A 26,394-nucleotide genomic window follows, 5' to 3' on the forward strand; every position below is an offset into this window, starting at 1 on the left:
TATATTCTGTTATATTAATAGTATATTTCGCTATGTTTGTAAGATGAAGTTAGTACAGTTCGAACCTTTGTTTTTAAGGCATTTTCGCACAGAAGAGTGGCCATTTACTTACCATAATCACAATCATTATGAATTAATGCTGATCAGTGAGGGGAGTGGTATACACGATTTAAATAAAGAACAATCTATCTATCGAGGAGATACTGTTTTCTTTCTCTCTCCAGAAGATAGTCATCATTTCTATATAGAAGAAAAAACAAGGTTTAGAGTCATTAAGTTTTTGCCTAGTGCAGTTAAAGATGGAGTTAATTCTAGTATAACAGATTATTGGGATAACCTACTGATTAACTTAGGTAGGAAATGGGAAGTAAGCAAACAAAATAGTATTGATATAGAGTTGGTTAATAAGATTATTTCAATTGTTGATTTAATGATTATAGAGTGGGAGGTTAATAATAAACAAGTGTCAGAATTACATACTAATTTATTAAGAAGCGTATTGTTATTAATGGATAAATATACGGCTGATAATATACATATAATAAATCAGTATGACACTTCTAAGATAGAACGAATACAGAATTATATTCATGCTTATATTCATTTGCCAGATCGTTTAGGAGTAAAGCATTTAAGTCATGAATTTGGTCTTTCAGAGTCAGGATTTAGAAACTATTTTTCAACCAATATGGGGATGAGTCTGACACAATATGTAAATGGCTTAAAAATAGAAATGATCAAAAAGAGAATTAAGCATAGTGATCATAATTTATCAGCAATAGCATTAGAGTATGGTTTTACTGATGCTAGTCATTTTACGAAGTATTTTATGAAGCACACTGCCCTAACTCCATTACAGTTTAAAAGAGATAATAAAGTATAAAAAAGGGACACTCCATCTTTAGAATAAAGTGTCCCTAAAAAAAAATATATGAAAAAATCTACTTCTTATTTCTGTAAGCCCAGTAGAATACTTGTGGTAAGATAGTAAAGGATAAAATCATACAGATGATTAACCCTCCTACGATCATAATTGCTAATGGTTTCTGTATTTCAGATCCCATTCCATTTGATAGAGCTGCAGGAAGTAATCCCATAGACCCCATCAATGCAATCATTACTACCGGTCTTATTCGGCTTTTTACTCCTTCTTTTATCGCTTCTTTTAATGGCATACGATGTTGTAAATTTTCTCTCATTACTCCAATAAGTACAATTCCATCAATAGTAGCTACTCCAAAAAGAATAATAAATCCTATCCCTGCTGATATTCCAAATATCGTGCCAGTTGCCCAAAGTGATACAAAACCACCGATAAAAGCGAAAGGAATAGTTAAGGCTGCAATAGCAGTATCTTTTACATTACCAAAGTTGAAGTACAACAACACAAGAATTAGAATTAAAGAAACAGGAACAACAAGCATTAATTGATTTGCAGCACGTTCTTTACTTTCAAACTCTCCTGCCCATTCCATTTTATTGATTGCAGGCAGTTTTACTTCTTTCTCTACTTTAGCTCTTGCTTCAGCGATAGTACTTCCTAAATCTCTTCCTTCAATACTAAACCCTATACCGATATATCTACTACCACCTTCTCTATAGATAAAGGCAGGTCCTGTGTGATAATCTATCGTAGCAATTTCTTTTAGTGGGACTTGTTTACCATCTAATGAAGGAATTAAAATATCTCCGATTTTATCAGCAGAATCTCTATATTCTTTGTTGAAACGAAGTACAACATCAAACATTCTTTCATTCTCATATAGTGTAGTAGCTGCCTGTCCACCAATAGTCATAGCTATAACAGCCTGAGCATCTGCTGTAGTTACAGCATATTTAGCCATTTTGTGATCATGCAGCTTAATTCTCAATTCTGGTTGCCCAATATTCTTAAATACATTTAAGTCTGTAATACCTTCAACATCTTTGATACTTTTTGCTACTTGATTTGCATACTTTTCTAACTCAAATAAATCATCTCCAAATATCTTAATTACAAGAGAACTCTTTACTCCAGCTACATATTCTTCTACGTTATCTTGTATGGGTTGACTGAATCCAAAATTAACACCAGGGTAGTTCTCTAATTTCAGACGAATCTCTTCTAGAAGTTTGTCTTTTGTTATTTTACGCGTCCATTCACTTTCTGGCTTTAGTTCAGTGTGAAATTCAATATTAAAGAATCCTGTAGGGTCAGTACCATCATTAGGACGACCAGTTTGAGTCAAGACAAATTTTACTTCATCGAATTCTCTAATTTTAGCTTTCATTTCTTTAGCTAATCTTACTGATTCATCTAGATTAATACTACTAGGTAGTGTAGCTCTAATGTATAAAGCTCCTTCATTTAACTTAGGCAAGAATTCTGAACCATAATAATGAAATCTAACTCCACAGATAACAAGCAATCCAATAAACATAGAAAGAGTTAACTTCTTATGAGTAAAACTCCAGTTAAACATTTTATAGATATTGTTCTTAAAGAATCGAGAGATAACATTCTCACGTTCTTTGATATCTTTAGTCAGTAAAAGTTTACACATGGCTGGTACATAAGTCAAACTCAATATTAGGGATCCTAATAAAGCATAACCTAATGTAAAGGCTAGGGGAGAGAACATCTTTCCTTCTACTTTTTGGAAAGAGAAAATAGGCATTAAGGCTACGATTAGAATTAATAGTGCAAAGAAAATATAGCTCGCTACACTACTTGCACTTTTCTTAATAGTACCTAGTTTAGACATTCTATTAAACCTTGCCATTCCCACTTGTTCAGCTCGTTTCTCTAGACCTACAAAGACATGTTCTACAATAACTAAAGTTCCTTCTAGTAGCAATCCAAAGTCTAATGCTCCCATTGAAATTAGGTTGGCAGGTAACCCTTGTATCTTCAGCATGATGATAGCAAATAAGAAAGCCAGTGGAATAACAGAAGCAACGATAAATGTAGTACGCCAATTATATAAGAAAATAAATACAATAATGGATACTAAAATAACTCCTTCTACTAAGTTCTTAGATACGGTGTGTACTGTTGTATTTACAAGGTTCGTTCTATCTACGACTGTTTCTATTTGAACATTTTTAGGTAAAATACGCTCGTTTAAGTCTGTTATTTTATCTTTTAGCCCTTCGATAACAGCACTTGGGTTTTCACCTCTAAGCATTACTACGATTCCTTGTACGACATCATCGTCATCTTGAAAAGCAACTTGTCCTAAGCGTGGTTTGGCTGATACCACGACATTAGCTACGTGTTTTACTAGAATGGGAGTACTTCCTTTTACCTCGATAAGGATATTCTCGATATCTTCAACATTGTCTAATAATCCTACACCTCTTACTACATAAGCTTGATCTCCACGTTGGATAACATCACCACCTACATTAATATTGCTCTTTTCTACAGCTTCGTATACATCTAAAGGAGATAAATCGTAATTAATTAATTCAGTAGGATTTATCTGTATTTCAAATATCTTTTCTTCACCACCGAAGCTTACTACATCAGCCACTCCAGGTACAGATAGTAATTCTCGTTCTATTACCCAGTCTTGAATAGCAGTAACTTCTTTGATAGGAAGATCGCTCTTAATGATATATCTAAAGATTTCTCCTGTTGCTCCAGAAGGCGGCTCTATTTCAAAATCAGCTCCTTCAGGCAGATTTACATTTCCCATTCTGTTAGAAGCATATTGTTGAGCGAAGAAGTCATCTACTTCATCATTAAACAATACTGTTACAACAGATAGCCCAAATAGAGAGATAGATCTTACCTCTGCTTTATTAGGAATGGTGTTAACCTCCTTTGAAATAGGAAGGGTAATAAACTTTTCTACTTCTTCTGCACTACGACCAGGCCACTGTGTGATAATACGTGCACGAGTATTAGTCACATCAGGGAAAGCTTCAATAGGCGTGTGTATATAACTATAAATCCCTCCAAACAATAATAACAATACACCGAAGATGACGATGAATGTGTTTTTAAGTGAAAAGGATACTATGTTTTTGACGAATTTTTGCATAAATAAAGGCTTTTACGAATTACAATTTATTAGTTAGCTGCTCATAAATAAGTAATTCATTAGTAGTTACAACCATCTCATTCTCTTTTACGCCATCTGCTATATAGGTATAAATATTGTTTTTAGAGACAGGGGTGATCTTTCTAACTTCTTGTTCACAATCATTTTTATAGACTACCACATAATTTTGGTTGTTATCAAATATGATAGCGGTATTAGGGATGGCAAGAGATTTACCCTCGTTTGTTTCTAACTGAATAATAATATCAGCAGACATTCCCGGCTTTAATTTCATCTCTTTATTTTCCATTGAAATACGAGCTTTTAAGACTCTTTCTTCTGTATCGAATACTTGAGATACTTTAGTTACTTTTCCTGCAAAGTATTCATCAGGATAAGCTAGGGTAGATACTTTTACCTCTTGATTTGGTTGTACATGACGCATATTAGCGGCATATACATTAGCCATAATCCATACATCAGATAAATCAGCTACTGTAAATAGGGGTTCATCACCTGCATTTACAGTCATTCCTGTACTTACATTTTTTGTAACGATATAACCAGACTGAGGAGCTACTACATTTACTACTCCAGATTCGCCACGACTATTGAATATCGCTAGACTACTTCTTACTGCAGCTACTTTACTATTAAGTGTTTTGACTTCTTCTTGAGCTTCGATTAACTCTTTTTGAGAAGCAATCCCATCTTTATACATTGATTCTACTGATTCTAACTCGCGCTTAGCTACTTTTAATTCAGCTTCACTACTTTTTAACTCACTGTATATCTCATTGGTATCTGTACTTTTTATTTCAGCTAATAATTGTCCCTTATTTACATAGTCTCCTAACGAAAAGTAAGTATTCGTAACTAGTCCATCTACTAGACTATTATAAGGAACTGTCTTATCTTGGTTATAGTCAATATATCCATTTAGAGTTAGGCTTCGTTCTATAGGTCGAAGGGTTACCTTCTCCATATTGAGTGTACTTTTCATTGCCTCAGATAAGCATTCTTGTTCTTTAGCTATCTCTTCATTATTTTGGTCTCCCTTATTACAGCTCATCAGAACCATATTTAGTAAGGCTAGTGTTAGTATAGAATATTTTGTCATTGTCTAATTAGTTTAGTTTTTATAAATCTTGTCCTACTGCATATTGTAGTTTTTCAAAGTGATCATTTAGATCTTTCTTAGTTTCTAATAGAATTGTTTTGTTCTCTATATAAGCTTCTACAAAGTCTAAATATTCTATAAGGCTTACATTTTTCTTTTTAAAATTCTTGTGATATGCATCTAGTAATTGATCTAGTTGGCTTTCGTATTCGCTATCTATATCTTTGTATAACTGTTCAGCATGATAATAATTTCTAAAAGCTTCCACTATATCATTAGCAATCTCATTTAGTTTGCTTTGTGTATCAAGTTTAGCTAATTCTATATCTATTTTAGCTTCTTTAATACCTCCTTTATTTCTATCAAAAATGGGTAAGTCAAACGAAATCCCAAAACCAACAAAATCACGCATAATATTACCACCTCTGTCATAATCTACTCCTAGTGTAATATCTGGAACTCGCTGTGCTTTCTCAATCTCTAATCGCTTTTCTGATTGCTTTTCTAGAGTTTTGCTTTTTAAGGCATCTGGACGTTGTTCCTGAGCAGTGATAATCCAATTTTCTAATTCTAATTCAGACACCTCTTTCTCAGGAGCTACTAGTTTATCAGTAATAACGACCAGGGTGCTATTCCCAATATTGATAAAGTTTTTAAAGTCTTTTATAGCTTCTTCAAGTTCTTTATTGATATTAACCAATTCTTTTTTAAACTGAAGTTCAGCTGCTTTTAAGCGGATGTATTGTGCTTGACTTATATTCCCTTGATCTAATTGGTTCTTGTATGCACTAATTAGGGACTTAGTACTTTCTATTTGTTTTTCGTATATCTTTTGTTGCTCTTGAAGTATTTGTAAGTTAGATAGATTACCTCTTAGTTCTAACTTAAGCTCACGAATAATACTTTCGAACTCCTGTTGTTTCTCTTCTATAGTTAATTTCTGAAGGTCAATTGTCTTTCTACGTTTACCGCCTGTTTGAATCAATTGTTCTACTCTAAAAGCATATTGTTGTGCTTCACCCCAGTTACCTATAAGTTTAGGTTGTTCTTCTATATCTGTAGTCTTCCAGAAGTTGATTTCAGAAACTTCGAAAGTAGGGTTAGGCCATAATTTTGCTTGTAACAATTGTGCTTCTGCTTGTGAGATTTCTAAATTCTTTGCAATAAGTTCTAAGTTCTGCTCTAAGAAAAGTGCTTCAGCTTCTTCTTTAGATAATGTCAGTGCTTTAACTGAGCTATCTTGTGCATAAGTACTTAGTACAAAGGTGCATAGAATGGTTAATAAAGTGTTTTTAAACATTGTTTTTTATTTTAAGGTCAAAATTATTGTTTAGGACTTATAGAGAACTTTGAGTTCCATTAGAGAGAGATTAAAACAACATTAGAAAATGATTAGAAAGCTAATTACTACTCCTCTTTATAGTCGCAATTTTCAATCTATTTAACTTGATTTTGTTTTCTACTTTTTCGTTGAGTTGTCATTATTCTATTTAATCTAAAAGTTTAACAAGAACTCTCTTTAATCCAAACCCCTTATTCTTTATAGAATGACTATTACAAAAAAGAAGCCAAAAAGGGTTTTGATCCTAAAAAATATACAATTGTTCAGTATTATTTTTTAAATGGCTTTACGTTTTGTGATGTTTAAATGTGTCAATCAGCTTTGTAATCAATGCTTTATTGTGAATAGTTGACAAAATGTAGTCTCTTAAAAATTAAGAAATGTTGGCAATATTATTGTAAAAGGTCTTTATAGGTACATTATTGCGAATTATTACACATCTAATACTTTGTATTGTTTGAATATTATGATTTATTAGTATTTATATTTTGTAATTTGTACTATATAAGTAGTAATAAACTAAAGATTTAATTCTTTGTTTAAAAATCAATAATAGCCTTAGGTAAGCCTTATAACGAGGTTTTGGAGTAGATAAATAATAGGGCAGTTTATGCTACTATACTAGAATTAGTGTACAAATAGCCACTCATTAAAATATTTGATTATTATCATTTATGGCTTATAAAGTGCCTTAATCACATGAGAAAAGTAAAAAAAATTAAAACAAACACTAAAAAATTAAAGCTATGCAAAATGCAACAGGAGTAATTAAGAAACTAAAGAGAATGCTAGGGATTAAAACAGATTTACAGTTAGCAGATATTCTTGATGTTAAACCTAATACTATCTCTTCATGGAAAAAGAGAGATAGCTTACAGTATGAAGGCTTAATAGCGTTGTGTAAAGAACACAAAATTGATTTAAATGAATTATTCTTCTCAGATTCTACAGCTGTATACAACAGTAGTTATCACAAGAGAAAAGTAAAAATGATTTCTATTGATCACCACTTTGAATATTTTTTGGATCCAGAGAAGACATTAGCTACAGCTCCAAGTTATGTTTTTCCAACGGTAGAGGAAGTAGATACAGCTTTTCAAGTATCTGTAGATAATATGTATCCAACTATTAAAATGACTTCTTATGTGATTACTAAGCATATTAGTGTAGAGGACTTACAGTTATGGCATGTTTATCTATTTGTACTTAAAGGAAAAGGGATTGTTATTTACAGATTTAAAAGAAAAGTAGATGATAATACACTGTTATTGATCAGTGATAATCCTGCATTTGAAAATATCCAGGTAAAAATAGACGATATAAAAGAACTCTTCTGTATTCGAGGCGCTTTTTTACCACAGATGAAAGGTATATCTGAGATATAATCAATGAGAGATACTAAAAGAAAAGAGTAGACAAATAATAGTGATTAGCTACTCTTTTCTTTTAGTATTTCACTCTAAATCTTGTTTAATATTTTAGTTGAAAGCTTATATTTGAAGAAAAAAAGAATGAAACTAAAAGCAAAAGGTTGGAATAAGCATTTAGCAACTGAAATGGCATCTCCATATTTTAAAACACTACTAGAGAATATTAATTGTTTATATGAAACTACTATGGTCTATCCTCCTAAAGAGGAGGTTTATAAAGCATTTGAGCTAGTAGATTTTGACGATGTGAAGGTAGTCATCATTGGTCAAGACCCTTATCATGGGGCATTTCAGGCAAATGGTCTTTCTTTTAGCGTAAGTAAAGGTGTAAAGTTACCTCCGAGTTTACAAAATATCTATAAAGAACTAGAAGATGATTTAGACATTAAGAATATAAATGGAGATCTGACCAAATGGGCAGAACAAGGCGTATTCTTATTAAATGCAACATTAACTGTACAGGAGAAAAAAGCAGGTTCTCATCAGAAGTTAGGTTGGGAGAAGTTTACTGATGCAGTAATAGAACAATTAAGTGAGCACAGAGAGAATATTGTATTTATTCTATGGGGGAGTTATGCTCAAAAGAAAGGAAAGAATATTAATCGTTCCAAACATTTCGTGATAGAGACAGTACATCCATCTCCTTTATCTGTTTATAGAGGATTTTATGGGAGTAAGCCTTTTTCTCAAACAAATGCGTACTTGGAGTCTAAAGGAATTAAAACAATTGACTGGAAGATTTAATTAAGAATTAGGAATTAGGAATTAGGAATTAGGAATTTTTTAACCTATAGCACTCTTCTCTTATGTGGGACTGTATATAAGATAATATTGTTTAGTAACACGAAGTCGGGAGACCTCGCGTGGCAGTATATTCCATCTTTTAAGTAAAGAATGTAATTAACTTAGTTATTTTGATATGTTTAAAATAAAAGACCAAGAATTTGACGTAAAGTATGCTTACTTAGATGCTTTTATGGATAGTTCAATAAAACAGTTAGTCTTCGGATTACAAATAAAGGCTGAAGACACTAAGGGTAGATTAAATAGAAGGGGTCTGTATTTTAATTCAGAGCTATTATTATTTATCAATCCTAATGAACTGAACCAATGGCAAGATATTGCAGGATATGATATAGAATGGGAAGATTATCAAGAAGAGGAGGGGAAGCCTATAGCTCTTTTTTATGTTTATGAACATACAGGAGTGTATAATGCAAAAGTCAACTTAAGAAAAGTTAATGACAAAATAATAGTGAAGGTGTCTGCTACTATTGACATTTATGCAGATGAAGATTTTGATGAACAATTATCCCTTGAAATAGAAACAGAGGTTCAATTTTTTGGTATACTCTGCGGAAAGAGAAGTGCAGAAGAATGCGCTGAATTAATTGGCAATTATTTAAATATTGACCATTTAAAGTATGTCCAGAACCAATACAACGTTTCACTACTAGTTCCTAAAGATACAGATATGGAAACAAACTTATTAGTACTAGGTGATTATTAAAAGAAAAACATAAACACTAAATAATTAAATATGAAAAAATTACTACTTACTACATTAGCTTTTATGGCTATATCTACAGCTGCGGTAGCTCAGCATCATGAAGAAGGAAAGACCAAAGTAAGCTTTGGGGTTAAAGCAGGATTTAATCAAACTATAGTTACAAAAATAGACGATATAGTAGGCAAATCAGGTTTTCATATTGGAGGTGTAGTAGAAGCTAAGTTTTCTAAGCGATTTGCATTGCAAGGAGAGCTTTTATATACCACAATGGGAGGTAAGTTAGAGAGCCTTGATATTCCTTGGATATCTACAGCTTCATATGATGGAAAGATAAAGCTAAACTATATCGCTGTGCCGATAATGGCTAAAGTTTTTGTAACCGAAGGTTTCAATATTCAAGTAGGGCCACAATTTAACTTTGCTGTTAAAACAGAAGGAGAAATAAATGGAAAGACTGGTGATATAGGAGAGTTAGTAAATAAGTTTGACTTAGGACTTAATGCTGGATTAGGTTATGATTTTAGAAATAATCTGTTTATTGATATGAGAACTAGTTTTGGAGTAATTGATGTCTTTAAGGATGTTCCTAGTAGCAATAAAAACTTTGCATTTATGGTAGGTGTAGGGTATAAGTTCTAGTGTAATAAAAGTATAAAAAAAACGGAAGCTATATAGCTTCCGTTTTTTTTATGATGAATTACCTTAGACAGGTAATTGTATTTCTAAATCCGTAATTAATTACAGTTTTCTTCTTTTCAGTTCGGTTTCGATAAGATCTAACTCTCTATTTGTTTGACCAGCAACAGAAGTATTTTCTTCTGCACGTCTGATTAAGTAAGGAATTACATCACGTACAGGTCCGAATGGTAAGTATTTAGCTACATTAAACTTCTCTTTCGCTAAGTTAAAGCTAATATTATCACTCATTCCGTACAGCTGTCCGAAGTATAATCTACGGTCTGTATGAGAGATATTGTGTTTCTCCATTAAGTCCATGATTAAGTAAGAACTTTTCTCGTTATGAGTACCAGCGAAGATAGCCATAGAGTCTATGTTCTCTAACATATAAGTAACTCCAGCATCGTAGTTTACATCAGTAGCAGCTTTGTCTACACAGATAGGAGATTTATATCCTCTCTCTGTAGCTCTTTCGCGCTCTACCTCCATATAAGCACCACGTACTACCTTCATACCTACATGGAATCCTTCTGCCTTAGCGATAGCGTGTAGATCTTTTAAATACTGTAATCTATCCCAACGATACATCTGAGCAGTATTATAGATCAATGCTTTCTCTTTGTTATACTTTCTCATCATGTCTAATACGATATCATCAGCAGCATCTTGCATCCAGCTGTGCTCAGCATCGATTAATAAAAGTACATCATTGTCATAAGCAAACTTACAAGCCATGTTAAAACGGTAAACGATGCGTTCCCATTCTTTTTCTTCTTCAGCAGTGAAAGCTACTTTCTCGCCTTTTTTCACAAACATATCAAATCTACCAAATCCAGTAGGTTTAAATACAGCAAAAGGAATAGAGTCTGGACGTTGTTTAGCATACTCGATTGTCTTAATCGTCATGTTTAGAGCAGCGTCGAATTGCTTTTCAGTTTCTTTACCTTCTACAGAATAATCTAAAACTGATGCCACACCACCTTTAGCGTACATATTATCTACTACAGTTAAGCAGTCATCTTCACTAATACCGCCACAGAAGTGATCGAATACAGTAGAACGGATTAAACCAGTAACAGGCAAATGAGTTTTAATTGCAAAATTTGCAAGGGAAGAACCAAGTTTTACTAAAGTTGGTTTGCTAATCATTTTAAATAAAAAATGTGCTCTTTTTAATTCTTTATTATTTTTAAGAGCAAAAGCTACTTCAGTATTATTAAATAAATTTTTCATTATAAAAAGTAAATTCGTTAGGCAAATATAATTACTCTTTTAGTAATAATTTAATAGTTTTTGGTATTTATCTTCTTATTTAAAATATGTGATATTTTTTAATCGCTTAGTGATTATAAAGTGTTAAATACTTTTAATCCTTATCGAACAAGAACTAAACTCTTAAATTCTTTGATATATCTAATTATAACTTCTTTTAAAAGTTATAAAAAAATAGAGATACTCCGTTGTTTAGTCTTGTTTAGAGGGTTAAGGACTATTTATATCATCAAAATTCTCAGAAAATATCATTGACTTTATAAAGAATGCTCAGATAAGAAGAAAAGACCTTTTTAAAACTAAAAAATAGTTGAATACAATTAGAGTATGACAGCTATTCTAGCTTATCCTTAAAAGCATAAATCTGTGCTCTAGAATTAATGTTTAGTTTAAAATAGATTTTACTAATGTGATATTTACAGGTATTAATAGAGATAAATAACTCATCAGCTATCTCTTTATTCGTAGCCCCTTCCCAGAGTAGACTTAGAACCTCCAACTCACGTTCTGTAAGATTGTATTTATTTTTTAATTGATATAGAGGTTGATCTTGTATGGTTGTTTTTTCTTGCTCTACTTTTGTTGTTTTATCTGCATTAAGGCTTTTCTCATATTCTAACTGTTTATGGTAGTCTTTTACCATATACATATACTGGTATAAATATCGTTTATAGATAGAGTTTCGCTCATGTATTTTCTTTACTTCTAATAGGGTAATACAACTAGAACAAATAAGAATAGGAATTCCTATTAAACGCAATGTAGGCCATACGATGAATAACTCGTAAAGCGTATCATTAATAGAAGGAGCGAGAATAATGGTACTAGCGGTAATACATATTATTAAGAAAGAAATATAATTTTTATAATTGTACGTATGATTCAGAATGAAGAATAAATACAATGCTAGTATCGTTAGTATCGTCGTTATAGGGTGAATGAAACTATTCCCATGACTAGGAACGATAAATAAATTGGATAACAACTCTATCGCCACTAAAGCAAACAGTACAACTATTCCTGTTTTATAGAATTGTTGTTTGTGTTTAAATCTTAAAAAAGGGTAGGGCAGAAGTATTAAGAGCACTAGTGATGTACCAATGTTCCAGGCTAATAAATAACCGATAGTAGCATGGTGATCAGGCATATAAAAGTAAATAATGTCCTTGACTAAGAAACTAGAGAATATACTTAATTGTAAGAAAAAACTAAAGCTAAGTTTCTTATACTTGAAAATAATATAAAGTGCAAGAAGTATAACTAGAGAGAGAAATGATATCCCATAGTACAGTCCGATAATAATATATTTAGGAGTATCTGTTGCAAAAAAAGGAAATTGATTAAATAACGGTAATGAAATCATATAAGGTTTATAATGCTCTACATTATATGTTAATATAGAGTGATAATAAATGTTTAATTAGACCTGTTTTTTAGAGAACCTCTCTGCTGATCAAGATGTAAAATTAACTAAAATATCAGTGCAGTACTTTCTTAAATCTGTGTAGTGAAATGTTAAAAAAGTATAGTGTCATCTATTTGTTTGGTTCACAGTATTGATATACAAGGCATTGATTTGTCTGTTAGAAGACTTTTTTAATAGTGTATATTTCAAAAATAGCCGTAATTTAGCGCTATAACTATTAAAAAGGATAGTTAATTTTCTAGTAAAACATACTATTTTTGGATTGTCTTTATTACTAAAAAACTATCCTTTTTTGTTTTACTCTTTTTATGTATTGATGAGATGAGTAAACATCCAAAGTCCCCACTAGTTATAAAGACCTTAGACAAAACTAGCGTAAAAGATACATTTCGTTTGTCTATTTTGAGCACCTAATCATGTATTGATTGGGTGCTTTTTTTATTTAGTCTAAGTGATAAAAATTACAATTGTAGATATGAGTAAAAAAGAAAATCCAGCTTGTCTGCTGACAGCTGGATTTCTTCTTGTTTAGTTTAGGAGCTCTTTTTCTACTTGAAGTAAATCTTTAAGTATATTTTCTCGCTCTTGTATAAAGTAAGTATTATCTTCTTTAAAGAGGTTTTTATAGTACGTGATTCCCTCTAGTAAGTTCTCTTTTGTCTTCATTAGCTTTTTCAGTTTTGGCGCTGATTGTTCTAATTCTAAAGCTAATTTTTCTTGTCTATAATGATCTAGATACATCCTTAATTCTTTAATAAAGAAATGAGGGCGTTCCTTCGTATCGATTACATTATCTCGTCCATAGATATGATTGACCATTTTCTTAAGAGATACTTCTTTTGTAAAGTAAGCAATATTAGGCCCAGGGCAGATAGCTACTCCTTGTGCTTCTCCTTTGATAGGCAAGTTAAGCTCCATATAAGACGCATTGGCTAAGCCTATACATAGACATGCTTTTTCTGTTATCTGTTGATACTTCTTATTGTATTCTTCTTGGCTAATATTATCCTTACCCTGTTCTAGCTTTTCTATTTCGATAGTTTGATACTTTCTAGAAGCAGTACACAGTCCTTCATTCGAATAATTTTTATTCAAGGCTAGGTACTTTCTAGGACAAGAACTACCTGCTTTGTTCTTATTGATTCTCTCTGACTTAAAGAAGTCGTTAGAAGTTCCTTTAATACTATTAAACGGCACACCTAAAGGAGAGATATTACTCAAGTATAAATCTTCTTCTTTTGCCTTAGCTAATAATTCTCTAGTGGTCTGATCTACAGAAGTAGCCTCAGGTACTAATAAGAATGGTGAGCCCCAGCCTACAGAGTCTACCTCATAATGCTCTAGCAAGAACTGATGTTCTGCCGCTGTACCTACGCCGCCCTGAGCTGTAACCTTTAAATCAAGAGGAGTAGAAGGAACAAATCTATTCTTCTGTTCTAGAGCTTTCACTAGTAAGTCATGGGTAGAACTTATTAGTTCTGCTTTTCTAGCTTTAAACTCTTCTAAGATTACTCCCATTAGATAACCATCTGTAGCGAAGGCATGCCCACCACAGTTAAGTCCAGACTCTATGCGATACTCAGATACCCATAATCCCTTTTTGGCTAGGAAATTCCCTTGTATTAAGGCAGATCTAAAATCACTTACTTTTAAGATGATTTTCTTCTGTAAAGTACTGTCAACAGCTGGATAAAAAGCGTCAAACTCCTCAAAATAGCTAAACAATCTTGGATTCATGCCTGCAGATAAGACTACGGATGAGTTTAAAGTACTGTTTACAAAGCCTCTTAGGGCAGCATGTGCATCATTGTACTCTACTGGTAAGGCTTCTTTTTTATTGAAATTTTCTCTATCTACTTTAGTCATGATATTGACATCTATATCACCAGGGGTAAGGTAGTGCTCTAGAACTCCCTTCAGGTGGTCTATAGATAGCTTATCATCTAAGTGCTGCTGTAGATTCTTTCTGATCTCTGATACAGATGGCAACATATCGATATAATCCTCAACCTCTTTTTTGCTTTCTAAGAAAGAAGCTTTTAGGTTTTCGAATTTCCCTTTTACGATGGTGTCTAATGTATTTAGATAAGCTGTAATACGCTTGGCTCTAAAGTCCTCTATCTTCTTCGTTATCTCTTGATAAGGCAGTTCGAATTTCTCACAATAGAACTTGTTCATGCGTTCTATTAATTCATCATCCATCACAGAGATAGTAGAGGAGAAACCATACTGAGCCACTCTCACTGGACTATCAATCGTATAGGCCAATCCCATCACTGGAATGTGAAATGAATGTATTGGTTTTAATTTCATTTTGGTTTGTTTGTTATATTTTATAAGGGAGGGAAATTCTTCAAATATTCTGAGTAATTAAGTGACAAATATCATGTTAGGCGATTATCTCATATTAAATTTATGTAAAGACCTAGGGAAGAAGGGAGAGATTAGAGATAGAATACTTAGAAGGAAGCAGGTATAAGTAATAGATTGTATTGTTTGTAAATGTCTCATAATGAGAATGATTTAATTAAATCTCATCCTTAAAGTGAAAATCTGTTGAGTAGTATAAAAAAAACAGTAAAGGAATATTTCATCCTTTACTGCATACTTAGAAAAATAACACTTTATGATTTTTTTTTAGTAATTATTTCTATTACCAAAACCATAGTGACGTCTAGATCTACGTTGTTGATTATGATTAGAATTGTTTCTAGAAGAATTCATTCCGTAATAATCAGTATTGTTTAATCTATCTGAAGAGTATTGTTCATCATTATCCATCCATATTTGCGGACGTCGATAATCTCTCTGTTGTCGATAATCTTGAGATTGTCTATTATTAAAAGAGCGCCCCATATTTCTATTTTGTGAATGATTTCTTGTATCAAAAGAATCTTCGCCATAGCCATAATGACTTTGTTCATTATAACCTGGGTAATGTTCATGGTATCCATCTGAATCCATATTATAGTCATCTCTAGGGTATTCTAAATTTTGATCATAACTATCCATGTAATTATTATTATGGTTGTAGTTATCATTATAGTAATTGTCTCGATTAGTACCACTTTGATACTCATCATTATAATAATCTTGATTATTATTGTAGTTGTGTCCACTCATATCGTATTGAGAATCATCATAACGGTTATCGCCAAAATAATTGTTATCTCCATAACTATCAAAACGATTAGAGTATTGGTTTGATCGATCTTTTGATGAATTAAAATTATCTCTTGTTCTTGATCTATTGTAAGCTCTAGAGCTATTATTACGGTTATTCATAATATTGAAGTTTTTTAATTAATAAAAAATTAGTGACAGCTAGTATTTTATCATTTTATTCTTCAATAGTTAGAAAGCAAAAGCTATGCTTAAAATAAAACAATATTGCATTTTATGTATTATAACATAGCTTTTATTTTAACCTTAAAATAAAATATAACTACTACCGTAATAATAAAATCAACTATATAACATAATATTTAATTATTAAGTTACATAATAACAAATAGTTGTGTTTTATTTTTATGTAAATAATCTTTTTTAATATTCAGAAAAACTAAGCTTAATCAGAAGATGATTTTTTAATTAAAGAGAATTTTTGTGTAATTAATCTACAATGTGTGTGTTTTTTACTCATATTTACTTTCTATTGAATATTTATTTCTTGACATAAGTAAGTCTTGTAGCTTGTTGTTCTATCTGATTTGGTAACTAGCATAGATTTTGTCTTTTAATAGGTTGTATTAACCTTAAAAATTAAATTATGGAATATTCAGAAACCAAACAAATTCCTCCAGGAAATGAATTAGATATGAAAAACAGACCTAATCATGGAGAATTTTCTTATAAAGGGAAAGGATTGTTTAAAGATAAGACAGTACTTATTACAGGAGGAGATTCTGGTATAGGTAAAGCTACTGCCATAGCTTTTGCTAGAGAAGGAGCTAATGTTGCAATAGTGTATTTGTCCTCATTAGAAAGAGAAGATGCACAAGATACTTTAAATTGGATCAAACATGCAAAAGCAGAGGGAATAGCTTTTGAATTAGATCTTCAGAAAGCCGAAAATTGTAAAAAGATTGTTGAAGATACTGTCAAGAAATTTGGTAAAATAGATGTACTAATTAATAATGCCGCTTTTCAAAGGGAGCATAAAACTTTTGAAGAAATTACTATAGAGGATTGGAAGCAAACATATCAGACTAATTTAGATGCATTATTTTTTATGATAAAGTATAGTCTTAAATTTATTCCTAAAGGAGGTAGTATTATCAATACAACATCAGTCAATGTATATAATCCTAATCCCAGTCTTTTAGCCTATGCTTCTACCAAAGCTGCTATTCAAAATATAACAGCTAGTATGAGTAAAATGTTTTTGGAACAAGGAAAGGAAATAAGAGTCAATGCTGTGGCCCCTGGACCTATATGGACTCCATTAATTCCAACAACTATTTCTGATGTTGATAATTTTGGAAAGAATACTCCTATGGGAAGACCTGGGCAACCTTGTGAAATCGCTCCTATATATGTTTTTTTAGCAAGTGATCAAGCCTCTTATATTTCAGGAGCTATCATTGCGGCTACTGGTGGTCGTATAACCTTATAGGTTAGAAACAAAAAAATGTAAAATTGTTTTAAATAAGTAACCCCTGCTTTTAAGTGGGGGTTAATTTTTTAGTATAAATTAGATTGATTTTAATGTATATTGTTGTAATGTCAAAAAATATAAATATACTTTGATACTATTTTAGTAATATTTAAATTTGAACAACAACCTTATAAACGATTGATTTTAATAAAGTACAAATAACCTTCTGTTGATGGTTAAATTATCGTTATTATCTCTTTTTTTAAAAGTAGTAAAAACATTTTATTAGAGCTATGTCTTATTTAAAGTGTATTTAATTCTTGTAAGTATCTAAAATTAATTGTTGTTAGGTAAAGATAAATGCTGATGAGATTATTGTAACACTTACCTTAAATTAAAATTAGATGTCTATAAAAATCAATAAAGAAAGATTTCAAGCCTTTTTAGAAGCTCTAGATGATTTAGCTAAAGGGAATTATACTAAACGCCTTAGTTCTAATATTGAAAATGACTGTTTTTCAAATGCAGAAACAGTATTTAATATTTTAGCAGAAGAGTATGAAAATAAGTTTAAGTATTTCATTACTCTTCAGCCGACTCTTGGTTATGAGTATATCACATCTTGTATTATTAAAATTAGTCCTGAAGGTAGGATATTAGATATGTCGTTAATTAAAGCTAAAGACAATATCTTAGATAAAATAGATTTTATAGATAATTACCTTTTAGACTTAGTCTCTGAACAAGATCAGGAAAAATGGCTTAAGAATTTTCTGATTTTTCTTCAAACCCCAACCAAAAGAACTTCTTTTTCATTAGAACTATTAATTAAAGGAGAATCGATAAAAGGCTATTGTGGTTTCCATTATATGGGGCAGTCTAGAGAGATTTGGATGAGCTTTGCTATTGTTAATCCAATCTTTGAGACAGAAAAAAAAGAAGAGAATACCCCTGATTACACTAAAATTCGAGAGATTAAATTCAGTGACAAACAAAAAATACAACAAATTCATGCTATTCTCTGTAATAAAGAATATGATCGTATTTATACTATTGATGAATTAATTGAGCAATTTCAGATTAATAAAAATGTATTTCAGAAAGGGTTTAAAGCAATGTATAATCAAACATTCTATTCTTTTTACTTAGAGCAACGCATTAAGTACGCTAAGCAATTATTGATTTATTCTAATTTATCAATTAATAATATAGCACATAAATGTGGATTTACAGATTATTCTAATTTTTTTAGAAATTTTCAAAAAGCTACAAATCATAACCCCGCTGAGTTTAGAAAAAAATATAGTAAAGGCTTAAATACAGAATAATGTTATTATAAAAACCGCCATAGAGTATATGGCGGTAAAAAAAAAAGTAAAAAAGCATAATATATGTATTACAGCTATTTATTTATAATATTATTTTTAATGTAGTTTGCAGATTCAAGATGAGATCTTACTTCTTGTAGCGTATTGTTCAGTTCGTTTTTAATATTGATATGATCTGTTTTATCAATTCCTTTAATTAAAATATCTACTGCCTTGTTATGAGCAGAAATCACTTCATCGATCCATTTTTTGTCAAATTTTTTACTATTTGTTGATTCTATATCCTGAATATCTTTCCATTGTGAATCGGATAAATTTCTTGGAATAGCATAATTGAATTGCCCTGCCAAAGCATTTAATTGTTGTAATCTTTTAGTATGATGCTTCTCAAGCTCTGTTGCGAATTCACGTACTCTAAGACTATTTGCTCTAGTTTTTCCAGTTTTTGCTAACTCTATTTCATATAGTTGATCACTTATCACGTCAACTATTAAATCAGCATATTTTTTATCATTGTGATTGTTTTGATTTATACCTTGTTTGGAATCCTCTCGATGATAGTTATCTTGAGAATAGTTAGTATGGTCAAGATTAGCTTTATTTTGATCTTTAGCCATTTTTTCTGGGTCTTTAGCTGTAGGTCTTTCTTTACATGCGATAGCGGCGAGGGCTATTATTAATGCTAAAAAAATCATTTTTATGTATGTTTTCATAATTTAAATATTGGTTATACATTATCTAATAGATTGGTTGCTTCATCTATACGTATTTCAGTTTCTTGTATTAGTTTCTCATAGAATACTTGTAGGTCAGTATTAAGAGTATTATTTTTAATTTGCCATAAGACTTCTCTGATACTGAATTGTAGTTTGATAGTTTCTTCTAAGAAAAGGGACTCATAGTCCTTTGAATAGCTGTTTTCTAGTTTATGAAGAACAAGCCTCTTGTCACTCAGGTTGATAATACTATCTTGTGTTGTAGATTGAACAAGGATACTCATTTCTTTTAAAATGTTTTGATATTCAATTATTATAGTATTAGCAAAGTCAACTATTCTTTTATCTCTGCTTTTCTCTTTTGCAGCTTCTGTATAATAAAACTGTGTTTTTACAAGCGTACTAAAGTGTTTTGTCAAAGAATCATTATAAGCTTTACTATTTTTATGATCTTGAATAGGAGATGAGTTTGTATCTACAACTTCATTTGTTTTAGACCTATAAGTTGATCTGTAATGATTTGGATCTCTTCTACAAGAAGTAAAGAACACAGTAATTAAGATAATTATAGTGAATAGCAAAAGAAAAAATTTATAATTTAGAGTGATATACATGATTGTTTTTTAATGAAAGTGGCTTACTTTCGGGTTATTATGAAAGATTTTATACTATGGAGATATGACCTAGGTAAGCCACTTCATTTTCTAGTTCTAGCAATTTTTAGAAAAGAATATTGAATTGAGTAAATCTATTTTACTTTATCCTTGGGCTGGCTACTCTTTTTGGTTTGATTTGCTGAACTAGATTTACTTGTAGATTCTTTTACATCTTCATCTTCTACATTCTGATCACTGGCTTCTATATTGATGTGGCATTCTCCTATATGAGTCAATTCACAATCAGCCTGTTCTTCCTCATCTAAAGTTTGTTCTAATAAATCAGCAATATCATATTCCTCAATAGCAAGGGCAAATTGGATTAGTCCGCCATAAGTCGCTATTTCATAATGTTCTATTTGTTGAGCAATAACAATGAGTCCAGCATCTCTTACCATACTTCCGTCTTTTGTTATTTTTACTATTTTCTGAGTTACTTCGTCAAAGGTCTTCATCACTAGGCAAGATTCTTTTTCGCTTGTAATTCCAAGAGTTCTAAAAATTTTTTCTAATCGAATGATTTGTCTTTGCGTGACAATCTCATGATCTTTTAGTGTATCTTTTAACTCATGGGTTGTAGCCTTTTCTATCATAGTAGGTAAGGAATCTAAAATGCCATGTTCTGTATTATAGATACCTTTTAATAAGTGGATAAAAAGATCTTTAAACTCAGATGCTCCCTTCGAAATATTATTTGATTTTTTCATGTGTTTTAGGTTTTAAAGAAGAAGGAGAGAAACTCTCCTTCTATCTAAATTACTATCTAGAAGAATATGCTCCCCTTGAACTACTGTTAGAGCGTCCACCACCATGTGATGCACGTCCCCCCATTCTTGCAATTTCAGTTCTTTTTGCTTTGCTCATTGCTGCAAAACCGCGACGTGAACTTCCATTGTTAGTTCTTCTAGATGAATTTGAACCAGTTCTGTTATCTGCACTATTATAATAACTTCTTTGGTTGTTATGATTAGAGTTTGATCTCCTTGACGATTGACCTTGTCCTCTTGAATTTTGAGATCTGTTACCATATGATTGAGAATTAGAAGACCTGTTGCTATATGTTGAGTTATTTGATCTTCTTCCTTGTCCTTTTGAAATAAATCGGCCTTGTGAATCTCTCGGGTGATCATCTTCATTGAAGTTGTTGTCATAAGACGAGTCCTGATCGTAGAAATCATCTTCATCGAAGAATTGTTCAATTTCTTCTTGCTCAATATCATCATCATAAGCTTGATCATCAGCTCCATCGTCATAACCATGTTCATAACCTAATTGATAAATTTCTTCTGCCATTTGATAAAAATCAGATTGTCGACTACTTTGTGACCCTCTGTTTCTAGAATTGTGGTGGTTCATAATTTTTTGTTTAAAAGTTAATATTACTGTGATACTAGCTGTCATAAATGTCACAGTTACTTTTAGTTAGTTCAATATCCATGCTTGAAAAATGAAATAGAACAAAATAGAGTAGGAGGTGATATCAACTGTTAAAAAATCTTTGAACAACAGGAATTACAAGGGATTAAGGTTGTTTGTGATTATTGAATTTTTTAAGAAATAAAAAAATATAATATAATAATATTGTTAATTTATATGAATGAATGTCTTTATGTATTGAAAAATATTCATTTATGTATCATATAATAAGTTAATTGTAAGTAATAGTATTACAATTAATAAAATAATTTATATAAATAACTATAAATGAGTTGTTTGTGTTTTTTTAAATTATTTCTTTTAACAAATATAGTAGGCAAGCATAATATAAAATATGTAGAATAAATGTTTACTTTTTATACATACCGTGTATTTAATACTCGTTTTTCTACGTATTATTTGGGATTTACAGGCTATTTTTTTTAAATCAACAATGTTTGTTTTTTGTATTTGCAATATTATCTGTTCTTCTTGTATAAGAAAGACATTTGAAAGTATGTTACTTATTTTTTTTGATTCTATAAGTAGAATAAATTAATTATTCTATATGTAACTTTCTATATTAATATTGATAGAAATTACTATAAAATATTTACTAGCTTTTATAATCACACAAATAGATAGTGATTACAGATCTCGATTTACCTTTTATTTTGGTTTTTTTGAGTAAAAATTACTCAAATTGAGATTTTTTTACTCATTTATTCCTCGATATTTTAATTATTAAAGAGTTTTTATAAAACATTAGCAAGGTGCCTATGGTTTTTATGCTAGCTTTAGTACTGACACTATATACCACGCTATTGAAAAGAAGATTATTCTCTTTTTTATTGATAAAAATATTATAGTAGTACACTATTTGTATTTATTTAGTTGTAAATAGCTTTTATATATGTATAAAATATAAAAATACATAGGTATTACTTTAATACAGGGATTAAAGAATAAAATACTTTGATCAAGCGTCAAGACTACCAAAAGTAATACTAATCAACAAATCTATCAAGCAGTAAAAACTAATCTTAAAACTTAACATATGAGAAATGTATTTTGGTTAATTATCGTAATTCTTTTAATAGGATGGACAGTAGGTTTTTTTGCTTTTGGACAAGTGCTCGGTTGGGCAGTACATATCTTGTTAATACTTGTCTTACTAATGCTTATATCACGAGTTATAAAGGGACCTAAAAGCGAGCTCTAGTTTAGATATCATAGAATAATAAACAAGAGACTAGAATATAATTTACTAATCTTAAAAACAAAATTATGGAAAAAGAAAAAATGTATCAATTAGGAAAAATCTTTTGCTGTGCGGCTATAGGAGTAGTTGTATTAGCAGTAGTAGTGAAGAAAAAATTCATGAAAGAGGTTAAGGATATCGAAGACTGTATATCAGATTAACTATTAGTATGAATTAAAAAGTAATTGTACTTAACAAAGTGTAGTTACTTGGTAAACAGAGTAAAACTGTTGAGAAAAATAGAGTAATAATTTAATAAATCACTAATTATGAATAATTTAGAATTAGAAGGAAAATGGAAACGTATTAAAGGAGCTGTTAAACAAAAATATGGACAATGGTTCGATGATGATAAGGTTTTCGCTGAAGGAAAATTTGACGAAGTTGTTGGAAAGCTTCAAGAAAAAAGTGGAAAGACACGTGAAGAGATTGAAGAAGTTATCAAAAATTGGAAAGAAGAATAAATGATTTCAATCTTATTAAGTTTATTTATATTATCTAATATAATATGTAAAAAAGAGCATTTCTTTATATTTATAAAGAAATGCTCTTTTTTTAAGCAGATATCTCACAATGAGAATATTGTAACCAATATAAATTCAAAAAACAGGACAAATCACAGCTGTTAAAGATATTAACACTTAGGCGTTTTTTAGCGTGTCTAAGCACGTGGTAAAGCGAGTGATAGCAAGGCTTTCGGGAAGGTTGTTTGGACGTTGTTCGGAAGTTCTTTGCAAAGTGTTCGGAAAAAGGGGGTATTTTCCGAACACCTTCCGAACAAATCACAACGGAGACCGCATGAATACTCGATTTATGGCGAATTCATAGTGTTAAAAAACTTGTTAAAATTTTAAAAATTAAATTTTGAAAGCTGTGATTTGTGCTTTCTTTTTGGTGAGATGTACCAGACTTTGAATAGAAGAATATTCTCAATAATAACCATTGAGTCAAAGCCTTTACTGTAGGCAAAGGTAGTGAAAAAATAGATAGGAGAAAAGAGGGTGTAGGAAGGAGATTTGTTTTATAGGTTTCTTCATATTAGGTAGTCTTTATTTATTTTTTAAAAAAATAGGAAGTGCCAATAGTAGAGTGAAAATTAAACTTTTAAATAGAAGTGTTTTTTTGAATTTTATAATTAACTAGTAATTTGCCTAGCTGAACAAACAAAGGGGATTTTAGTACCGCCTTTGTTTATTGATTTAGTATCTTGTAAAAAATTCAGTATAAGAGCGAAAAATGAAGACAAAACAAGTTTCATTAAAGAATATTGCAGGACAAGCACATGATGGAATTTTCTTTCAAGAAGTCACAGCTAAGTCACTGTCTGATATTATGGGGGCGCTTAAAGACTCTCATCGTCATGATTATCATGTTTTTTTGTTTTTAATGAAAGGGGAGTTGAAGGTAGAAATTGATTTTACTAATTATGAGCTAAGTGGTGTTAGTTTATTATACACTAGTCCTGGGCAAGTACATAAGAATATTGAATTTAAAGAGGTTCTGTATTATGTACTTGCGATTAAGTCAGAGTATATTGCACCTGAGTATAAGTCGTCGATTCAATCTATGTTTTTACAAACGCGTTTTGTGCAACTTTCTAAAGAAAATATATCTCTATTAAAAAACACAGCTCAATTATGTATAGATATCTATAAAAAATCAGAACTAACTTTTTATACTGCAACTTTAAAAAATAGTGTGAATGTTTATATTTCACTTTTTTTAGATCAATACTTAAATCAAGGTTTTTCGCCTATACCGTCTAATCGTTTTGAAAAGATTACTCTAAGCTTTGTCAAGGAATTAGATATTTATTTCGTGCACCACAAACGCCCAAGTTATTACGCCGAACTACTTCATATCTCTACTACTTATCTTAATGAATGCATTACACATACATTAGGGATAGCTGTTTCTAAAGTGATTCAAGAGCGCGTAATTTTAGAGGCTAAAAGAATGTTGTTCTATACAGATTTATCTGTTAAAGAAATAGCTTCTGCTTTAGGATATGAAGATTATTCTTACTTCTCTCGTTTATTTATGAAAAATGAAGGATGTACTCCTATTGTTTTTAGAGGTAAAAACCGTGATTAGTCCTAGTTATACAGATATAACTCTCTTGTCTTTTTTTACAACCAGTCTTTACTTTGCCTTGACAATTTATACGGTTAAGATTCTATTTTTAAACACGATGTAATCAGAGATTATTACTGTTTATTATAGTTTTATGTAGCTGTGTAATTTGTTTTTAAAGGTATAATATAAGACGAATTACAAAATGAAAAGAATAAAATTAAAGTTGTTTTGTCTGATGTTTTTACAAGCAATGCTAAGTAAAACAATAGCACAAAATCAACCTCCTGTATCGTTGACTTTACAAGAAGTTATTCAAGCAACATTACAGCATCATCCTCAATTAAAACAAGGTGAAGAAGAAGTAAAACTTCGTTATAGTGAATTAGAAAGCAGTAAAATAGAGCGATTGCCACAAGCAAATATTCAAATGACAATGGGGTATCAAGGAAATACAACTCTTTTTGATAAAAAGTTGAACCAAGAAGGAACCCTAAAAAATCTTCATTTCAATCAAGGAATTCACCTTGAGATAAATCAAACTATTTTTAATGGACATCGCATTACTAAAACAATACAAGGGCATGAATTAGCCTTATTTTTATCCCAATTAGATTTGGCTCAACAGCGATTAGATTTAGAATTAATGGTGAGTAAATACTATTTAAATTTATATAGAGTAGAGTTGCTCCAGTCTATTTATATTAAGAATAAAGCATTAGCTCAGGACAGATTAACGCTTGTTCAGCAGTACCTAGAACAGGGAATGGTAACGAAAGAAGAAGTTTTATTAGCAGAACTACAGATATCTGATATTGAATTAAAACAAGAAAGTAATAGAACAGATTTAGGAATTTTGCAAAGTGAGCTTCAGTTAGCCATGGGGGCTGATAGTATTAAAATAAAGACAAATGCTTCTTCTATTCCCTTTCTACAAGATTTTCTTAAACAAGAGAACTATTATGTAGAAGAAGCGCATAAAAAGTCTTTGATTTTAAAAAAAGAAGAACAAGCAGTAGAACTTCAAAAACTACATTTAGAAAAAGAAAAGAGTAAGCGCTGGCCTGCATTGTATGGTTTTATGCAGTCTGCTACTGATCGACCTATAAGAAGTACTACTCCTCAGCTGGACTTATATGCGAATACATGGCAAGTAGGTGTTGGGATAAAGTATGATTTAATGACTTTATATACGGCAAAAAAAAGAGAGAAAACCTATCAGATACAATTAAATATTGCAGAAGAGCAACAAAACTATGTAATAAAGAAACTGAATAAAGATATCTCACAAGGATACTTGCAAGTAAGATTACACTTAAGTCAGCAAAAACAACTACAAAAAGCTTTAGAACAAGCAAAAGAGAATTACCGTATTATACAAAATAAGTATAAAGCTCAATTAGCCTTATACTTAGATGTCTTTAATGCCAGTAATATTCTGTTAGAAACAGAGCTAAAGCTAGCCCATACTCAGGCAGAACTACTTTATTCAACACTCTATTTATCTTACTTGATAGGAGATTTAAATTTATTAAACTAAA

General features: G+C 30.9%; 23 protein-coding genes. 12 read left to right on the forward strand and 11 right to left on the reverse strand.

From position 1 onward, the window contains the following. Nucleotides 1-43 precede the first annotated feature (43 nt). Nucleotides 44-883, forward strand: a complete 840-nt coding sequence (locus tag MODO_RS04555; RefSeq protein ID WP_059050739.1) for a helix-turn-helix domain-containing protein — start codon at nt 44-46, stop codon at nt 881-883. A 58-nt stretch (nt 884-941) separates the two neighbouring features. Here MODO_RS04555 and MODO_RS04560 read toward each other — a convergent pair whose 3' ends face one another. Genes MODO_RS04560 through MODO_RS04570 form a run of 3 tightly spaced genes read right to left on the reverse strand, consistent with a single transcriptional unit; the run spans nt 942 to nt 6,448 of the window. After that, entirely contained in the window at nt 942-4,028 is a 3,087-nt protein-coding gene (locus tag MODO_RS04560; RefSeq protein WP_006263565.1) for an efflux RND transporter permease subunit, read from the reverse strand. A gap of 19 nt (nt 4,029-4,047) precedes the next feature. After that, entirely contained in the window at nt 4,048-5,148 is a 1,101-nt protein-coding gene (locus MODO_RS04565; protein WP_059050741.1) for an efflux RND transporter periplasmic adaptor subunit, read from the reverse strand. 19 nt (nt 5,149-5,167) lie between these two features. Continuing rightward, complete coding sequence (locus MODO_RS04570; protein ID WP_039329535.1) at nt 5,168-6,448, reverse strand: TolC family protein; 1,281 nt, start codon at nt 6,446-6,448, stop codon at nt 5,168-5,170. 788 nt (nt 6,449-7,236) lie between these two features. Here MODO_RS04570 and MODO_RS04575 point away from each other — a divergent pair. From MODO_RS04575 to MODO_RS04590, 4 genes are all read left to right on the forward strand, one after another. Beyond that, on the forward strand, nt 7,237-7,875 hold the full coding sequence (locus tag MODO_RS04575) for a LexA family transcriptional regulator (RefSeq protein WP_039329537.1): 639 nt from the start codon (nt 7,237-7,239) through the stop codon (nt 7,873-7,875). Between the two features lie 126 nt (nt 7,876-8,001). After that, on the forward strand, nt 8,002-8,664 hold the full coding sequence (gene ung / locus MODO_RS04580; RefSeq protein WP_059050744.1) for a uracil-DNA glycosylase: 663 nt from the start codon (nt 8,002-8,004) through the stop codon (nt 8,662-8,664). 175 nt (nt 8,665-8,839) lie between these two features. Then, nucleotides 8,840-9,430: a hypothetical protein gene (locus MODO_RS04585; protein ID WP_059050746.1), complete on the forward strand. Its 591-nt coding sequence runs from the start codon at nt 8,840-8,842 to the stop codon at nt 9,428-9,430. Between the two features lie 30 nt (nt 9,431-9,460). Continuing rightward, nucleotides 9,461-10,069: a porin family protein gene (locus MODO_RS04590; protein WP_059050748.1), complete on the forward strand. Its 609-nt coding sequence runs from the start codon at nt 9,461-9,463 to the stop codon at nt 10,067-10,069. Between the two features lie 99 nt (nt 10,070-10,168). Here MODO_RS04590 and MODO_RS04595 read toward each other — a convergent pair whose 3' ends face one another. From MODO_RS04595 to MODO_RS04610, 4 genes are all read right to left on the reverse strand, one after another. Further along, a complete protein-coding gene (locus MODO_RS04595; protein ID WP_006261199.1) occupies nt 10,169-11,341 on the reverse strand; it encodes a proline dehydrogenase family protein in 1,173 nt (390 codons plus the stop codon). Between the two features lie 373 nt (nt 11,342-11,714). Further along, nucleotides 11,715-12,743 carry a response regulator transcription factor gene (locus MODO_RS04600; RefSeq protein WP_039329540.1) on the reverse strand — a complete coding sequence of 343 codons (1,029 nt, stop codon included), beginning with the start codon at nt 12,741-12,743 and terminating at the stop codon, nt 11,715-11,717. A 591-nt stretch (nt 12,744-13,334) separates the two neighbouring features. After that, a complete protein-coding gene (locus tag MODO_RS04605) occupies nt 13,335-15,119 on the reverse strand; it encodes a hypothetical protein (RefSeq protein WP_059050750.1) in 1,785 nt (594 codons plus the stop codon). 324 nt (nt 15,120-15,443) lie between these two features. Continuing rightward, the gene (locus MODO_RS04610) at nt 15,444-16,091 is read right to left on the reverse strand and encodes a hypothetical protein (protein WP_006263572.1); all 648 of its coding nucleotides are present in this window, start codon (nt 16,089-16,091) and stop codon (nt 15,444-15,446) included. A 484-nt stretch (nt 16,092-16,575) separates the two neighbouring features. On the opposite strand from MODO_RS04610, the gene MODO_RS04615 reads away from it, so the two are divergent. After that, nucleotides 16,576-17,421, forward strand: coding sequence for an SDR family oxidoreductase (locus MODO_RS04615; RefSeq protein WP_006263573.1), 846 nt, complete (start codon nt 16,576-16,578; stop codon nt 17,419-17,421). A 386-nt stretch (nt 17,422-17,807) separates the two neighbouring features. After that, nucleotides 17,808-18,731: a helix-turn-helix domain-containing protein gene (locus tag MODO_RS04620; protein ID WP_059050752.1), complete on the forward strand. Its 924-nt coding sequence runs from the start codon at nt 17,808-17,810 to the stop codon at nt 18,729-18,731. 74 nt (nt 18,732-18,805) lie between these two features. Here MODO_RS04620 and MODO_RS04625 read toward each other — a convergent pair whose 3' ends face one another. The 4 genes from MODO_RS04625 to MODO_RS04640 form a co-directional block, all read right to left on the reverse strand. Continuing rightward, entirely contained in the window at nt 18,806-19,444 is a 639-nt protein-coding gene (locus MODO_RS04625; protein WP_232297394.1) for a DUF4142 domain-containing protein, read from the reverse strand. A 14-nt stretch (nt 19,445-19,458) separates the two neighbouring features. Beyond that, nucleotides 19,459-20,028, reverse strand: a complete 570-nt coding sequence (locus tag MODO_RS04630; protein WP_235811651.1) for a hypothetical protein — start codon at nt 20,026-20,028, stop codon at nt 19,459-19,461. Between the two features lie 167 nt (nt 20,029-20,195). Beyond that, complete coding sequence (locus MODO_RS04635) at nt 20,196-20,810, reverse strand: DUF892 family protein (RefSeq protein WP_006263577.1); 615 nt, start codon at nt 20,808-20,810, stop codon at nt 20,196-20,198. Between the two features lie 52 nt (nt 20,811-20,862). After that, a complete protein-coding gene (locus tag MODO_RS04640) occupies nt 20,863-21,504 on the reverse strand; it encodes a KGG domain-containing protein (RefSeq protein ID WP_059050756.1) in 642 nt (213 codons plus the stop codon). Between the two features lie 1,072 nt (nt 21,505-22,576). On the opposite strand from MODO_RS04640, the gene MODO_RS19170 reads away from it, so the two are divergent. The 5 genes from MODO_RS19170 (at nt 22,577) to MODO_RS04660 (ending at nt 26,393) form a co-directional block, all read left to right on the forward strand. Further along, nucleotides 22,577-22,741 (forward strand): lmo0937 family membrane protein, encoded by a 165-nt coding sequence (locus tag MODO_RS19170; RefSeq protein WP_016649414.1) that lies wholly within the window; start codon nt 22,577-22,579, stop codon nt 22,739-22,741. Between the two features lie 65 nt (nt 22,742-22,806). Continuing rightward, nucleotides 22,807-22,941 (forward strand): hypothetical protein, encoded by a 135-nt coding sequence (locus tag MODO_RS19675; protein WP_006263580.1) that lies wholly within the window; start codon nt 22,807-22,809, stop codon nt 22,939-22,941. 108 nt (nt 22,942-23,049) lie between these two features. Continuing rightward, complete coding sequence (locus tag MODO_RS04650; protein ID WP_006263581.1) at nt 23,050-23,244, forward strand: CsbD family protein; 195 nt, start codon at nt 23,050-23,052, stop codon at nt 23,242-23,244. Nucleotides 23,245-24,016: 772 nt separating this feature from the next. Further along, a complete protein-coding gene (locus MODO_RS04655) occupies nt 24,017-24,874 on the forward strand; it encodes an AraC family transcriptional regulator (RefSeq protein ID WP_059050758.1) in 858 nt (285 codons plus the stop codon). Nucleotides 24,875-25,058: 184 nt separating this feature from the next. Next, nucleotides 25,059-26,393, forward strand: a complete 1,335-nt coding sequence (locus MODO_RS04660; RefSeq protein WP_235811652.1) for a TolC family protein — start codon at nt 25,059-25,061, stop codon at nt 26,391-26,393. Nucleotide 26,394: the final 1 nt, after the last annotated feature.

Origin of the sequence: Myroides odoratimimus (assembly GCF_001485415.1) — a bacterium.
GTDB classification, from domain to species: Bacteria; Bacteroidota; Bacteroidia; order Flavobacteriales; family Flavobacteriaceae; genus Flavobacterium; species Flavobacterium odoratimimum.

What these genes read in the sequence shown, in the direction of transcription:
- MODO_RS04620 (WP_059050752.1), top strand. Translation starts at nt 17,808, where the DNA reads ATGTCTATAAAAATCAATAAAGAAAGATTTCAAGCCTTTTTAGAAGCT.
- MODO_RS19675 (WP_006263580.1), top strand. Translation starts at nt 22,807, where the DNA reads ATGGAAAAAGAAAAAATGTATCAATTAGGAAAAATCTTTTGCTGTGCG.
- MODO_RS04590 (WP_059050748.1), top strand. Translation starts at nt 9,461, where the DNA reads ATGAAAAAATTACTACTTACTACATTAGCTTTTATGGCTATATCTACA.
- MODO_RS04635 (WP_006263577.1), bottom strand. Translation starts at nt 20,810, where the DNA reads ATGAAAAAATCAAATAATATTTCGAAGGGAGCATCTGAGTTTAAAGAT.
- MODO_RS04625 (WP_232297394.1), bottom strand. Translation starts at nt 19,444, where the DNA reads ATGAAAACATACATAAAAATGATTTTTTTAGCATTAATAATAGCCCTC.
- MODO_RS19170 (WP_016649414.1), top strand. Translation starts at nt 22,577, where the DNA reads ATGAGAAATGTATTTTGGTTAATTATCGTAATTCTTTTAATAGGATGG.
- MODO_RS04650 (WP_006263581.1), top strand. Translation starts at nt 23,050, where the DNA reads ATGAATAATTTAGAATTAGAAGGAAAATGGAAACGTATTAAAGGAGCT.
- MODO_RS04655 (WP_059050758.1), top strand. Translation starts at nt 24,017, where the DNA reads ATGAAGACAAAACAAGTTTCATTAAAGAATATTGCAGGACAAGCACAT.
- MODO_RS04610 (WP_006263572.1), bottom strand. Translation starts at nt 16,091, where the DNA reads ATGAATAACCGTAATAATAGCTCTAGAGCTTACAATAGATCAAGAACA.
- MODO_RS04585 (WP_059050746.1), top strand. Translation starts at nt 8,840, where the DNA reads ATGTTTAAAATAAAAGACCAAGAATTTGACGTAAAGTATGCTTACTTA.
- MODO_RS04615 (WP_006263573.1), top strand. Translation starts at nt 16,576, where the DNA reads ATGGAATATTCAGAAACCAAACAAATTCCTCCAGGAAATGAATTAGAT.
- ung (WP_059050744.1), top strand. Translation starts at nt 8,002, where the DNA reads ATGAAACTAAAAGCAAAAGGTTGGAATAAGCATTTAGCAACTGAAATG.
- MODO_RS04660 (WP_235811652.1), top strand. Translation starts at nt 25,059, where the DNA reads ATGAAAAGAATAAAATTAAAGTTGTTTTGTCTGATGTTTTTACAAGCA.
- MODO_RS04570 (WP_039329535.1), bottom strand. Translation starts at nt 6,448, where the DNA reads ATGTTTAAAAACACTTTATTAACCATTCTATGCACCTTTGTACTAAGT.
- MODO_RS04600 (WP_039329540.1), bottom strand. Translation starts at nt 12,743, where the DNA reads ATGATTTCATTACCGTTATTTAATCAATTTCCTTTTTTTGCAACAGAT.
- MODO_RS04640 (WP_059050756.1), bottom strand. Translation starts at nt 21,504, where the DNA reads ATGACAGCTAGTATCACAGTAATATTAACTTTTAAACAAAAAATTATG.
- MODO_RS04560 (WP_006263565.1), bottom strand. Translation starts at nt 4,028, where the DNA reads ATGCAAAAATTCGTCAAAAACATAGTATCCTTTTCACTTAAAAACACA.
- MODO_RS04575 (WP_039329537.1), top strand. Translation starts at nt 7,237, where the DNA reads ATGCAAAATGCAACAGGAGTAATTAAGAAACTAAAGAGAATGCTAGGG.
- MODO_RS04595 (WP_006261199.1), bottom strand. Translation starts at nt 11,341, where the DNA reads ATGAAAAATTTATTTAATAATACTGAAGTAGCTTTTGCTCTTAAAAAT.
- MODO_RS04605 (WP_059050750.1), bottom strand. Translation starts at nt 15,119, where the DNA reads ATGAAATTAAAACCAATACATTCATTTCACATTCCAGTGATGGGATTG.
- MODO_RS04555 (WP_059050739.1), top strand. Translation starts at nt 44, where the DNA reads ATGAAGTTAGTACAGTTCGAACCTTTGTTTTTAAGGCATTTTCGCACA.
- MODO_RS04565 (WP_059050741.1), bottom strand. Translation starts at nt 5,148, where the DNA reads ATGACAAAATATTCTATACTAACACTAGCCTTACTAAATATGGTTCTG.